General features: G+C 72.4%; 12 protein-coding genes. 7 read left to right on the top strand and 5 right to left on the bottom strand.

Annotated features, from left to right (window positions below):
* Nucleotides 1-57: 57 nt before the first annotated feature.
* Both ACGFYN_RS05820 and rbsD read left to right on the top strand, forming a co-directional pair.
* Nucleotides 58-1,053: a ribokinase gene (locus ACGFYN_RS05820; protein ID WP_393864495.1), complete on the top strand. Its 996-nt coding sequence runs from the start codon at nt 58-60 to the stop codon at nt 1,051-1,053.
* On the top strand, nt 1,050-1,439 hold the full coding sequence (gene rbsD, locus ACGFYN_RS05815; protein WP_393864494.1) for a D-ribose pyranase: 390 nt from the start codon (nt 1,050-1,052) through the stop codon (nt 1,437-1,439). Before ACGFYN_RS05820 ends, rbsD begins: the two co-directional genes overlap by 4 nt.
* A gap of 212 nt (nt 1,440-1,651) precedes the next feature.
* Here rbsD and ACGFYN_RS05810 read toward each other — a convergent pair whose 3' ends face one another.
* The 3 genes from ACGFYN_RS05810 to ACGFYN_RS05800 are packed head-to-tail and all read right to left on the bottom strand — an operon-like array spanning nt 1,652 to nt 4,799.
* Nucleotides 1,652-2,446, bottom strand: coding sequence for a sugar phosphate isomerase/epimerase family protein (locus tag ACGFYN_RS05810; RefSeq protein WP_393864862.1), 795 nt, complete (start codon nt 2,444-2,446; stop codon nt 1,652-1,654).
* Nucleotides 2,447-2,484: 38 nt separating this feature from the next.
* A complete protein-coding gene (locus ACGFYN_RS05805; protein WP_393864493.1) occupies nt 2,485-3,651 on the bottom strand; it encodes a dihydrodipicolinate synthase family protein in 1,167 nt (388 codons plus the stop codon).
* The gene (locus tag ACGFYN_RS05800) at nt 3,648-4,799 is read right to left on the bottom strand and encodes a Gfo/Idh/MocA family protein (protein WP_393864492.1); all 1,152 of its coding nucleotides are present in this window, start codon (nt 4,797-4,799) and stop codon (nt 3,648-3,650) included. Before ACGFYN_RS05800 ends, ACGFYN_RS05805 begins: the two co-directional genes overlap by 4 nt.
* Before the next feature lie 287 nt (nt 4,800-5,086).
* Between ACGFYN_RS05800 and ACGFYN_RS05795 the strand changes: the two genes are divergently transcribed.
* The 4 genes from ACGFYN_RS05795 (at nt 5,087) to ACGFYN_RS05780 (ending at nt 8,701) form a co-directional block, all read left to right on the top strand.
* The gene (locus ACGFYN_RS05795; protein ID WP_393864491.1) at nt 5,087-6,151 is read left to right on the top strand and encodes a LacI family DNA-binding transcriptional regulator; all 1,065 of its coding nucleotides are present in this window, start codon (nt 5,087-5,089) and stop codon (nt 6,149-6,151) included.
* A 129-nt stretch (nt 6,152-6,280) separates the two neighbouring features.
* Complete coding sequence (locus ACGFYN_RS05790; protein ID WP_393864490.1) at nt 6,281-6,880, top strand: dihydrofolate reductase family protein; 600 nt, start codon at nt 6,281-6,283, stop codon at nt 6,878-6,880.
* 76 nt (nt 6,881-6,956) lie between these two features.
* Complete coding sequence (locus ACGFYN_RS05785; RefSeq protein ID WP_393864489.1) at nt 6,957-7,889, top strand: GNAT family N-acetyltransferase; 933 nt, start codon at nt 6,957-6,959, stop codon at nt 7,887-7,889.
* Nucleotides 7,890-7,900: 11 nt separating this feature from the next.
* On the top strand, nt 7,901-8,701 hold the full coding sequence (locus ACGFYN_RS05780; RefSeq protein WP_393864488.1) for a sugar phosphate isomerase/epimerase family protein: 801 nt from the start codon (nt 7,901-7,903) through the stop codon (nt 8,699-8,701).
* 12 nt (nt 8,702-8,713) lie between these two features.
* On the opposite strand, the gene ACGFYN_RS05775 is transcribed toward ACGFYN_RS05780, so the two are convergent.
* Nucleotides 8,714-9,355 carry a GNAT family N-acetyltransferase gene (locus tag ACGFYN_RS05775; RefSeq protein WP_393864487.1) on the bottom strand — a complete coding sequence of 214 codons (642 nt, stop codon included), beginning with the start codon at nt 9,353-9,355 and terminating at the stop codon, nt 8,714-8,716.
* A 40-nt stretch (nt 9,356-9,395) separates the two neighbouring features.
* Nucleotides 9,396-10,640 carry a 3-phosphoshikimate 1-carboxyvinyltransferase gene (gene aroA, locus ACGFYN_RS05770; RefSeq protein WP_393864486.1) on the bottom strand — a complete coding sequence of 415 codons (1,245 nt, stop codon included), beginning with the start codon at nt 10,638-10,640 and terminating at the stop codon, nt 9,396-9,398.
* Between the two features lie 471 nt (nt 10,641-11,111).
* Here aroA and ACGFYN_RS05765 point away from each other — a divergent pair, with 471 nt between their 5' ends.
* On the top strand, nt 11,112-12,905 hold the full coding sequence (locus ACGFYN_RS05765) for a glycoside hydrolase family 3 protein (protein WP_393864485.1): 1,794 nt from the start codon (nt 11,112-11,114) through the stop codon (nt 12,903-12,905).
* Nucleotides 12,906-12,920: the final 15 nt, after the last annotated feature.

Genomic DNA, 12,920 nt, shown 5'->3' with positions numbered 1-12,920 from the left:
CCGCCCGCCCCGGGTGATCTCTCAGGGAGTCTTGTTGATGTACGGGGAGTCCTTCTGATGAACGACTACGACCTGCTGGTCGTGGGGTCGGCCAACGCCGACCTGGTGATCGGAGTCGAGCGCCGGCCGGGCGCCGGTGAGACCGTGCTCGGCTCCGACCTGGCCGTCCACCCGGGCGGCAAGGGCGCGAACCAGGCGGTCGCGGCCGCCCGGCTCGGCGCCCGTACGGTCCTGCTGGCCCGGGTCGGCGACGACGCGTACGGCAGGCTGCTGCTCGACTCGCAGCGCGAGGCCGGTGTCGACACGGTGGGTGTGCTGGTGGGCGGGGCGCCGACGGGCGTCGCGCTGATCACCGTCGACCCGTCCGGGGACAACAGCATCGTGGTGTCGCCGGGCGCGAACGGCAGGCTCACGCCGGCCGACGTGCGGGCCGCCGCGTGCCTGTTCCAGGCCTCGCACGTGGTCTCGGCGCAGCTGGAGATCCCGCTGGAGACGGTCGTGGAGGTGGTCCGCGCCCTCTCGCCCGGCAGCCGCTTCGTGCTGAACCCGTCCCCGCCGCGCCCCCTGCCGCCGGAGGTGCTGGCGGCCTGCGACCCGCTGATCGTCAACGAGCACGAGGCGAAGGTGGTCCTGGGCGACGCGTGCGTCTCGGACCGCCCGGAGGACTGGGCGCGGCTGCTGCTGGCCAAGGGCCCGCGTTCGGTGGTGGTCACCCTGGGCGCGGAGGGCGCGCTGGTGGCCTCCGCGGACGGGGTCGCGCGGGTGTCCTCGGTGAAGGTCGACGTGGTGGACACGACGGGTGCGGGCGACGCGTTCACGGCGGCGCTGGCGTACCGGCTCGGGGCGGGTTCGACCCTGGCGGAGGCGGCCGGGTACGCCGCGCGCGTCGGCGCGGCCGCCGTCACCAAGGAGGGCGCGCAGGTGTCCTTCCCGACGGCCGGGGAGGTCGGCGCGCTGTGCAGTGCCATCCCGGGGGACAACCCCCGGACCCCCGGCAGGAAAAGCGAGTCGGGCAGCGCATCCGGAACTCCTCAGCGGGGTGACGTGCAGTGAAGCGGGCGGGAATTCTGAACCGTCATCTCGCCGGCGCGCTGGCCGAGCTGGGCCACGGCGACGGCGTCCTGGTCTGCGACGCGGGCATGCCGATACCGAAGGGCCCACGCGTGGTCGACCTCGCCTTCCGCGCCGGGGTGCCGTCCTTCGCCGAGGTCCTCGACGGCCTGCTGGCCGAGCTGGTGGTGGAGGGCGCCACGGCGGCGGCGGAGATCCACGACGCCAACCCGCCGGCCGCGGCCCTGCTGGACGACCACTTCCCCAAGCTCGACCTGGTGCCGCACGAGCGGCTCAAGAAGTTGTCGGCCGGCGCGCACCTGATCGTCCGGACGGGAGAGGCCCGGCCGTACGCCAACGTGCTCCTGCGGTGCGGCGTCTTCTTCTGACGCCGCCGGACGACGGCCGCCGGACGGCGGCGGACAAATTCGAGGGGGCCCGATCCGTCGACCGGGCCCCCTCGGCTATTCCCCTCCAACACCAGAACCCCCCGCGATCCCCCCAGATCCCCCTCCGAGAAGTCCTGATGCCAAGTACGACCCGCGAGGTGGGGGAAGGGTTGCACGACTTCTTCAGAATTTTTTCGCGGTCCCCCGTCCGCTCATGTGTGCTCCACGAACCGCCGGGCCGTCTCCCCCAGAACCTCCCGCCCGTCCCGTGCCCACAGGGCGTCGTTGAACAGTTCGACCTCGATGGGGCCGGTGTAGCCGGCGGCCTCCACGTAACCCTTCCACTCGCGCATGTCGATCGAGCCGTCGCCGATCTGGCCGCGGCCGTTGAGGACGCCCTCCGGCAGCGGGGTGGTCCAGTCGGCGAGCTGGAAGATGTGGATGCGGTCGCCGGCGCCCGCGCGGGCGATCTGCGCGGGCGCGTTGTCGTCCCACCAGATGTGGTACGTGTCGACGGTGACGCCGACCTGCTGGGCCGGGAAGCGTTCGGCGAGGTCGAGGGCCTGGGTGAGCGTCGAGACCACGCAGCGGTCGGCGGCGTACATGGGGTGGAGCGGCTCGATCGCGAGACGGACGCCGCGCTCCTGCGCGTACGGACCCAGCTCCCCCAGCGCGTCGGCGATGCGCTCCCGCGCGCCGTGCAGGTCCTTGGAGCCCGCCGGGAGACCGCCCGAGACCAGGACGAGGGTGTCCGTGCCGAGCGCCGCCGCCTCGTCGACGGCGCGCCGGTTGTCCTCCAGCGCCCTGGAACGCTCCTCCGGGTCGATCGCCGTGAAGAAGCCGCCGCGGCACAGGGTCGTGACGGCCAGGCCCGCGTCGCGGACCAGTTTCGCGGTCGCCTCCAGGCCGTACGACTGGACCGGCTCGCGCCACACGCCGACGCCCGGGACACCCAACTCGACGCAGGCTGCCACCAGTTCGGGCATCGACAGCTGCTTCACCGTCATCTGGTTGATGGAGAAGCGGGACAGGTCACCGAGAGCGTTCACTGGTTCACTCCGTACAGGGACAGCAGGTTCTTCATCCGTTCCTCGGCCAGCTTGGGGTCCGGGAACAGGCCCAGGCCGTCGGCGAGTTCGTAGGCACGGACGAAGTGCGGCAGGGAGCGGGCCGACTGGAGGCCGCCGACCATGGTGAAGTGCGACTGGTGGCCGGCCAGCCAGGCGAGGAGGACGACCCCGGTCTTGTAGAAGCGGGTCGGGGCCTGGAAGAGGTGCCGGGAGAGTTCGACCGTCGGGTCGAGCAGTTCGCGGAAGCCGGCCGCGTTCCCCGTGTCGAGGACGCGCACCGCCTCGGCCGCCAGCGGGCCCAACGGGTCGAAGATGCCGAGCAGGGCGTGGCTGAAACCCTGCTCGTCGCCGGCGATCAGCTCGGGGTAGTTGAAATCGTCGCCGGTGTAGCAGCGCACGCCCTGCGGGAGCCGGCGGCGGATGTCGATCTCGCGCCCGGCGTCCAGCAGGGAGACCTTGATGCCCTCCACCTTGTCGGGGTGGGCGGCGATGACCTCCAGGAAGGTGCCGGTGGCCGCATCCAGGTCGGACGAACCCCAGTAGCCCTCCAGCGCCGGGTCGAACATCGGGCCCAGCCAGTGCAGGATCACCGGCTCGGCGGCCTGGCGGAGCAGATGGCCGTAGACCTCCAGGTAGTCCTCGGGGCCGGAGGCCGCCGCGGCCAGTGCCCGGGACGCCATGAGGATGGCCTGCGCGCCGGACTCCTCGACGACGGCGAGCTGTTCCTCGTAGGCCGCGCGGACCTCGGCGAGAGACCCGGCGGTGATCTGGTCGGTGCCGACGCCGCAGGCGATACGGCCGCCGACCGCCCTGGCCTCGGCGGCCGAACGCCGGATCAGCTCGGCCGCGCACGCCCAGTCCAGGCCCATCCCGCGCTGGGCGGTGTCCATGGCCTCGGCGACGCCGAGCCCGTGGGACCACAGGTGCCGGCGGAAGGCGAGGGTGGCGTCCCAGTCGACGGCGGCGGGCGCGCCGGGCGACACGTCCGCGTACGGGTCGGCGACGACGTGCGCCGCCGAGAAGACCGTACGGGAGGTGAAGGGCGTCCCGGGGCTCACCACCAGGGGCTCGCTGCGGGGCTCGTAGGCCCTGAATCCGCCCTGGAAGATCCCGCCCTGGAAGTTCGGGAGTCGGATGGTCACAGCTGGATCTCCGGTACGTCGAGGCGGGCGCCCTCGGCCGAGGACCTCAGGCCCAGTTCGGCGAGCTGAACGCCGCGGGCGCCGGCGAGCAGGTCCCAGCGGTAGGGGGCGTCGGCGTACACGTGCCGCAGGAACAGCTCCCACTGGGCCTTGAAGCCGTTGTCGAACTCCTCGTTGTCCGGGATCTCCTGCCACTGGTCGCGGAAGGAGTAGCCGGCCGGGATGTCCGGGTTCCACACCGGCTTCGGGGTCATGCTGCGGTGCTGGACACGGCAGTTGCGCAGGCCCGCGACCGCCGAGCCCTCCGTGCCGTCGACCTGGAACTCGACGAGTTCGTCGCGGTTGACGCGCACGGCCCAGGAGGAGTTGATCTGGGCGATGGCGCCGCCGTCGAGTTCGAAGATGCCGTACGCGGCGTCGTCGGCCGTGGCGTCGTAGGGCTTGTCGTCCTCGTCCCAGCGCTGCGGGACATGGGTGGTGGCGATCGCCTGGACGGACTTCACCCGGCCGAACAGCTCGTGCAGGACGTACTCCCAGTGCGGGAACATGTCGACGACGATGCCGCCGCCGTCCTCGGCGCGGTAGTTCCAGGAGGGGCGCTGGGAGGACTGCCAGTCGCCCTCGAAGACCCAGTAGCCGAACTCGCCCCGGACCGACAGGATCCGGCCGAAGAAGCCGCCGTCGATGAGGCGCTTGAGCTTGAGCAGGCCCGGCAGGAAGAGCTTGTCCTGGACGACGCCGTGCTTGATGCCCTTCTCGTGCGCGAGCCGGGCGAGTTCGAGGGCACCCGCCAGCCCGGTGGCGGTCGGCTTCTCGGTGTAGATGTGCTTGCCCGCGGCGATCGCCTTGGTGAGGGCCTCCTCGCGGGCCGAGGTCACCTGGGCGTCGAAGTAGATGTCCACGGACGGGTCGGCGAGGACGGCGTCCACGTCGGTCGAGAAGTGCTCCAGGCCGTGCCGCTCGGCGAGCGCGCGCAGCGCGTGCTCGCGGCGGCCGACGAGGACCGGTTCCGGCCACAGCACCTCGCCGTCACCGAGGTCCAGGCCGCCCTGTTCGCGGATGGCCAGGATGGAGCGGACCAGGTGCTGGCGGTAGCCCATGCGCCCGGTCACGCCGTTCATGGCGATACGCACCGTCTTGCGTGTCACGTCATTCCCTTCGCAGGCGTCGTACTCAGCGTCGTTCGCGGGTGTGCGCGCCGCGATGGCCCTACTGTTGAGCGTCACAGCAAGCGCTTTCTATCTCCTATGAGAAGCTAGCCTCTGACCACCGGTCCAGACAAGACCGTGACCGCTTCGAGTTGTTCGAGGGGACGAACAGTGGGGGCTTCTGGCCGTAAGGTCTGCTCGACGTACTCGGAACCGTGGGCCCCTGGCGCCTGTCTACGAGGGCGTACGACGAGGTACGACGAGATGCGCGACCGGAGGACGACGAGATGACGGTGACCCTGGCGGACGTGGCGGCCCGCGCCCAGGTCTCCCCCGCGACGGTGTCGCGCGTGCTGAACGGGAACTACCCCGTGGCCGCCTCCACCCGGGAGCGGGTGCTGAAGGCGGTCGACGAGCTGGACTACGTGCTGAACGGTCCCGCGAGTTCGCTGGCCGCCGCCACCTCCGACCTGGTCGGGATTCTGGTCAACGACATCGCCGACCCCTTCTTCGGGATCATGGCGAGCGCGATCCAGGCGGAGATCGGCGGGCCGGGCGGGCGGGCCGGCGGCGAGCGGCTGGCGGTCGTCTGCAACACCGGCGGTTCGCCGGAGCGCGAACTGACGTATCTGACCCTGCTCCAGCGCCAGCGGGCGGCGGCGGTCGTGCTGACCGGCGGTGCCATGGAGGACGCGCCGCACGCCGCGGCGGTCGCCTCCAAGCTGCGCAAGCTGACGGAGGCGGGCACGCGCGTGGTGCTGTGCGGCCGGCCGCCGGCGCCCGGCACCGGGGCGATCGCCCTCGCCTTCGACAACCGCGGCGGCGGGCAGCGGCTGACCGAGCACCTGATCGGGCTCGGGCACCGGCGGCTCGGCTACATCGCGGGACCGGAGGAGCGGACGACGACACGGCACCGGCTGGAGGGGCACCGCGCCGCGCTGGCGGCGGCGGGCATCTCCGAGGACCCGGGGTGGACCGTGCACGGACGGTACGACCGCACCTCCGGGTACGAGGCGACGCTGGAGCTGCTGCGGCGGGACCCGTCGCTGACCGCCGTGGTCGCGGCCAACGACTCCGTCGCGCTGGGGGCTTGTGCGGCGCTGCGGGAGTCGGGGCTGCGGATCCCGGAGGACGTGTCCGTCGCCGGGTTCGACGATCTGCCGTTCAGCATCGACGCGGTGCCCTCGCTGACGACCGTGCGGCTGCCGCTGGCGGAGGCGGGGGCCCGGGCCGGGCGGATCGCCATGGGGCGGGAGGACGCGCCGCCCGGAGGTATCGCGACGGTCCGCGGGGAGCTGATGGTGCGGGGGTCGTCCGGGGTGCCGCGGCAGACCGCGTCCGCGTCCGCGTGACCCCGGCCGGGGGCCGCGCCCCCGGACCCGATGACTTTCCTGTTGCGCCCCGGTCTTTCTTGCCGTAATCGCTGTAAGCGTCGTCACCGACCGAGCGAACCAACGGCAAGAGCGACAGGAGACGGTTCCATGCGCATCGTGGTGAGTGAGTTCATCAGCCTCGACGGGGTCGTGCAGGCGCCCGGCGGGCCTCAGGAGGACACGGACGGGGGTTTCGCACACGGTGGATGGTCGCACCCGTACTTCGATCCCGAGGTGGTGGGCGGTGCCTTCGCCGCGGGGCTGGAGAACGCCGAGGCGCTGCTGTACGGGCGGCGGACGTATCTGACGATGGCGGGTGCCTGGCCCGAGCGGGCCGGGGACCCCTTCGCGGACCGGCTGAACGCACTGAAGAAGTACGTCGTGACCGACACCCTCTCCGACGCCGAGCTGACCTGGAACAACACCGAGCGGATCGCGGGCGGCGAGGCCGTCGCGCGGATCCGGGAGCTGCGCGCCGCCCCCGGCGGCGACCTGGCGATGATGGGCAGCCCCACCCTCGTGCGGACGCTGATCGGCGAGGGGCTGGTCGACGAACTCCAGCTCATCCACATGCCGGTGGTCCTCGGCGGCGGTAAGTCCATCTTCCCCGAGGACGGCACCAAGCGGGGCTTCGAGCTGGTCTCCACGGCGAGGGGCAAGACCGGTGTGCAGGTGAGCGTCTACCGGCCGGTGACCGACGAGGGGTAGCCCGCGCGGTGCGGGTGTCCTAGTCTCGAACCGACGGTATCTCTGACTGAGTCAAGTATCCGGGGGTTCGATCCTCATGACCGTCCAGGACATCCGCACCTTCAACCGCTTCTACACGAACGTCATAGGCGCCCTCGACTACAGCCGCCAGCTGTACGCCCCGTACACCCTGACGGAGTCCCGTGTGCTCTACGAACTCGCGCACTCACCGCGCACGGACGCCGCCGACCTGCGGACCGAACTCTCCCTCGACGCCGGGTACTTGAGCCGGATCCTGAACAAGTTCGAGGAGGACGGGCTGGTCGAGCGGACGCCGTCGGCGCGTGACCCCCGGCGCCGCCGCGTCACGCTCACGGCCCGCGGCCGCGAGACCGCCGCGCTGCTCGCCGAGCGGGCCAACGAGTCGGTCGGCGCGCTGCTCGCCACCGTGCCGTCCGCCGACCGCCCCCGGCTGGCCGAGGCGCTGCGCACGGTCCGCGAGATCCTCTCCGACGGCCGCTCGCCCCGCCGCGAGGACGTCGTGCTGCGCGACCCCTCCCCCGGCGACCTCGGCTGGATCGTCCAGCGCAACGCGGCCCTGTACGCCTCCGAGTTCGGCTGGAACGCCGACTACGAGGGGCTGGTCGCCCGCATCGTCGCCGACTTCGCCGAGGACCACGACCCGCATCTGGAGCGGGTGTGGATCGCCGAGCTGGACGGCCGGCCGGTGGGCTGCGTGATGTGCGTACGGGACGACGCCCCGGCCACCGCCCGGCTGCGGCTGCTGCTGGTGGAGTCCGACGCGCGCGGCCTCGGCATCGGGGACCGGCTGGTGCGCGCGGTGATCGACTTCGCGCGCGGCGTCGGCTACCGCGAGCTCGTCCTGTGGACCAACGACGTGCTCGCCTCCGCCCGCCGTGTCTACCAGCGTCACGGTTTCGTGCTCGTCGGGGAGAAACCGCACCGATCTTTCGGAAAGGACCTGAACGGCCAGGACTGGCGGCTGGACCTGCACGGCGCCCCGGGGTGAGAGTAGGGACCATGAGACTGGCGTTCTCCACCCTCGGTGTCCCCGGCCTGCCCGTCACGGACGTGATCGACCTCGCGGCCACCCACGGCTACCACGGCGTCGAGCTGCGCGCGCACCCGGAGGAGCCGGTCCACCCCGGCCTCGACATGAACCAACGGGCGGATGTGGCCGCAGAGTTCAAGGCGGGCGGCATCGAGCTCCTGGGGCTCGCGGGGTACACACGCGTGGCGGCGCCCGGGGACGACGGGCCGGTGATCGACGAGATCCGCGACCTGCTCGACCTGGCCCGCGACCTCGGCGCCCCCTACGTCCGGGTCTTCCCCGGCGCCGGCTCCGAGCAGACCCGCGAGCGCGCCGACGCGGCGGCCGCCCGGCGGCTCGGCACGGCCGCGGAGTACGCCGCCGACCTGGGCGTACGCATCCTGCTCGAGACCCATGACTCGCACCGCACCGGCGCCGACGCGATCCGTGTCCTCGGTCTGGTCGGCCACCGTCATGTCGGCGCCCTGTGGGACGTCATGCACACCTGGCTGGGCGGCGAGCAGCCCTCGGAGTCGTACGCGGCCCTGTCGCCGTACCTCGGCTACGTCCAGGTCAAGGACATCGCCTCCGCCGACGACACGACGCCGCTCGCGCTCGGCGCGGGTGTGCTGCCCCTCACCGAGTGCGTCGAGGTTCTCTCGCGCCACGGCTGGGACGGCTGGCTGTGCTGGGAGTACGAGAAGCGGTGGTACGAGGACGCCGCGCCGCTGCAGGATCTGCTGGCGGCGGGGCGGGAGCATCTGGGGCGGTTGCTGAACGAGTGCGCGTAGCCGGCCGTCCGGTCAGCCTTGTGCCGTGGCCCGCGCGAGTGAGCGGGCCACCCGGTCCTCCAGGCGGGCCCGGCAGTCGGGCCATTCGCCGGCCGTGATCGAGTAGATCGCCGAGTCGCGCAGGCGCCCGTCCTCACCCGGCGCCCACGAGCGGGACCAGTTGCGCAGCACGCCCTCGAAGCGGGCGCCCACGCCCTGGATCGCCGCGCGGGAGCGGGCGTTGCGGGCGTCGGTCTTGAGGTCGACCCGTGACACGGCCCATTCCTCGAACGCGTGCCGGAACAGCAGCAGCTTGGCCTCGGCGTTGATGCCCGTGCCCTGTGCGGAGGCGCCGAGCCAGGTGAACCCGACCTCCACGGCGTCGAGTCGACCGTCGGCCCGCCAGCACCGGGGTTCCCAGTACGAGGTGGCGCCGACCGCACGTCCCGTCGCGAGCGACACCTGGGCGTAGGGCAGCAGACGGCCTGTCTCCGCCCGGGCGAGCTGCTCGTCGACGTAGCGCCCGACCTCGTCGGCCCGCGGCACCCAGGTGAACTCGTACGTGCCCCGGTTCTCCTCCGCCGCCACCGCGAGGTCGGCCGCGTGCCGGTGGGACAGCGGCTCCAGCCGCACCAACCAGCCCTGCAGCAAGGGTGCTTCACATGTGAACGTCACCCCCGCGAGTCTGCCGGGCCCGCCCGGCTCCGTCGAACGATTAACCGGGCAGACCGGACCGGACCGCCGCGAACGCCTCATGGAACCCCGGGAACGTCTTCCGTACGCAGCCCGGGTCGTCGAAGGAGATGCCCGGTACCCGCAGCCCGGCGACCGCGAAGGACATCACGATGCGGTGGTCGCCGCAGGACTTGATCTCCGCGCCCTCCGTGGCGGGCGCGCCGGGGTGGATCTCGATCCAGTCGGGGCCCGTGCGGGCGTCGGCGCCCAGGCGCCGCAGGTTCTCCGCGCAGGCGTCCAGGCGGTCGCACTCCTTCACGCGGGTGTTGGCCACGTCCTCGATCCGCACCGGACCGGAGGCGAACGGGGCGATCGCCGCCAGGGTCGGCATGGTGTCCGAGATGTCCCGCATGTTGACGGTGAGGCCGCTCAGCGACCCCGTGCCGCGGACCGTCGTGCCGTCGGGGCGTACCGACACCTCCGCGCCCATCCGTCGCAGGACGTCGACGAAGCCCAGGTCGCCCTGGAGCGCGCCCGCGCCCAGTCCCGGCACCGTGACCTCTCCGCCGGGCGTCACCGCCGCCGCCGCGAAGAAGTAACTCGCCGTGGAGGCGTCCGGTTCGACGGCGTACGTGGTGGCGCGGTAGCCGCCCGGCGGGACGGCGAAGACGTCGCCCTCCCGTGCCACCTCCACGCCGAACGCCCGCATCATCGCGATCGTGATCTCCACGTAGGGCACCGACACCAGGTCCGTGACCCGGATGCGCAGGCCCTTGCGGGTGAGCGGGCCGAGCAGGAGCAGCGCCGTCAGGTACTGCGACGACCGGCCCGCGTCCAGGACCACTTCACCGCCCTCGACGCCCGCCGCCCGCACAGTCAGCGGATGGTGTCCCTCCGCCTCCTCGTGCCGCAGGTCCACACCGAGGTCGCGCAGGGCGCGGGTCAGGGGCAGCAGGGGGCGGCGCCGCATCTGGGGCGAGGCGTCGAAGCGGTAGGTGCCGTGGCCGGCCGCCGCGAGGGCCGGCAGGAAGCGGGCGGTGGTGGCGCCGTCACGGCAGAACACGTCCGCCTCGCGCGCCGGGGGGCCCTGCGGGCGGCCGTCCACCTGCCAGGCGTCCGCGGTCCGGCCGACGCGGTGGCCGAGAGCCGTCAGCCCCTCGGCGAAGCCCTCCGTGTCGTCCGAACGCAGGGGGCGCAGCAGGGTGGTGACGCCGTCGGCCGCCGCCGCGAGGAAGAGCGCGCGGGCGGTGATGGACTTGGAACCGGGGATGTCGACTACGGGCATGCCTTCATGATCGGCCGCCCCTCACCGGCGATGCCGGTGCGTCCACGGGATGGACCACTTCCCGTCGCCCGTGCGTCGTCGGACGATCGCAGAGACGATACGCACGCTGCAGGAGCCGGGGCCGTACATCGCGTCACAGTCGTCCCGCCCGCCCCTCGGCCCCCGACTTCCCGCAATCGCCCGGAACGAGGGAACCCGGCCCCTTTACGGTTCGTCCAACCCGCAAGCTGCTGGATGAGTCTCCGCCGTGCGGTGTCGGCCCTCGCTGCTGGCTGCGATCGCTGACTTACCCTCTCCGCCGTACTGCGGCCGGCAGCACGCCGCCATCGGCGCGCCCCCCTCCAACAGCGCCGATGGCGGCCCCTTTTCGTCCCCCGCGCGTCCTGTGCGTTCCCTTGACTGGCAGAAACTTCCCGGTTATTGGTGACTCCTTGGAAGTTTCCTTCAGTGGATCCTCCGGAAGGAGCGCACGTGCCCACCAGACGTACCGTTCTCGCCGCCACCGCGGGCGTCACCGCCGCCCTGGCCGTCGGCACCCCCGCACACGCCGCCGCGGTGGACGACAAGAAGCTCCGCTCCCTCATCTCCCGCATGACGCTGGAGGAGAAGGTCGGCCAGCTCTTCGTCATGCGGGTCTACGGCCATTCCGCCACCGACCCCGACCAGGCCGACATCGACGCCAATCTCAGCGAGATCGGCGTGCGCACGGCGGCCGAGCTGATCGCCAGGTACCGGGTGGGCGGCATCATCTACTTCACCTGGGCGCACAACACCCGTGACCCGCACCAGATCGCCGACCTGTCCAACGGCATCCAGCGCGCCTCGCTCGCCCAGCCCCGCGGTCTGCCCGTGCTCGTCACCACCGACCAGGAGCACGGCATCGTCTGCCGCGTCGGCGCGCCCGCGACGCTCTTCCCCGGCGCGATGGCCATGGGGGCCGGCGGCTCCCGCGAGGACGCCCGCACCCTCGGCCGTATCTCCGGCGCCGAACTGCGCGCGATCGGCATCAACCAGGACTACTCGCCGGACGCCGACGTCAACATCAACCCGGCCAACCCGGTCATCGGCGTGCGCTCGTTCGGCGCCGACCCGGACGCGGTGGCCGCGATGGTGGCCGCCGAGGTCGGCGGGTACCAGCGCTCCTCGGTCGCCGCGACCGCCAAGCACTTCCCGGGCCACGGCGACACGGCCGTCGACAGCCACTACGGCTTCCCGGTCATCACCCACAGCCGGGAGCTGTGGGAGAAGCTGGACGCCGTGCCCTTCCGGGCGGCCGTCAAGGCGGGCATCGACGCGATCATGACCGCGCACATCCAGTTCCCGGCCCTGGACGACTCCGGCGACCCGGCCACCCTCTCCCACCCGATCCTGACCGGCATCCTGCGCGGGGAACTCGGCTACGACGGCGTCGTGGTGACCGACTCGCTGGGCATGGAGGGCGTGCGCACGAAGTACGGCGACGACCGCGTCCCCGTGCTCGCGCTCAAGGCCGGCGTCGACCAGCTCCTCAACCCGCCCGACCTCCCCGTCGCCTGGAACGCCGTCCTGAAGGCCGTGCAGGGCGGCGAGTTGACCGAGGCACGCCTCGACGAGTCGATCCTGCGCATCCTGCGCCTGAAGGCACGCCTGAAGCTGTTCCAGCAGCCGTACGTCAGCGGTCACGGCGTGGACCGCACGGTCGGCACCCGCGCCCACCTCGCGGCGGCCGACCGCATCGCCGAGCGCACGACGACCCTGCTCGTCAACGACGGCCGGCTGCTGCCGCTGTCGCGGGCCGCGCACAGGAAGCTCCTCGTCGTGGGCGCCGACCCGGCCTCCCCGTCCGGCACCACGGGCCCGCCCACCGGCGTTCTGGCGGCCGCCTTCACCGAACTGGGCTTCACCGCCACGGCCCTGTCCACGGGCACCGCCCCCTCCGCCGCGACGATCGCGAAGGCGGTCGCGGCGGCGCAGGACGCGGACGCGGTGGTCGTCGGCACCTACAACGTCACCGCGGGCAACTCGCAGAAGACACTGGTCGAGCAGCTGGTGGCGACCGGGCGGCCGGTGGTGGCGATCGCCGTCCGCAACCCCTACGACGTGGCCCAGCTCCCCTCCGTCCGGGCCTACCTGGCCGGCTACTCCTGGACCGACGTCGAATTGCGGGCGGCGGCGCGGGTGATCGCCGGGCAGGTAGGGCCGCGCGGGCGCCTGCCGGTGCCGGTGCAGCGGGCCGACGACCCGGCGCAGGTGCTGTACCCCATCGGGCACGGGCTGTCGTACTAGACCGGACGTAGGGCA

Source organism: Streptomyces sp. NPDC048419, assembly GCF_043200415.1.
In the GTDB taxonomy this organism is placed as follows: Bacteria; Actinomycetota; Actinomycetes; order Streptomycetales; family Streptomycetaceae; genus Streptomyces.
The sequence above is the reverse complement of the archived record's forward strand: the minus strand, read 5'-3'. Positions and strand labels throughout refer to the sequence as shown.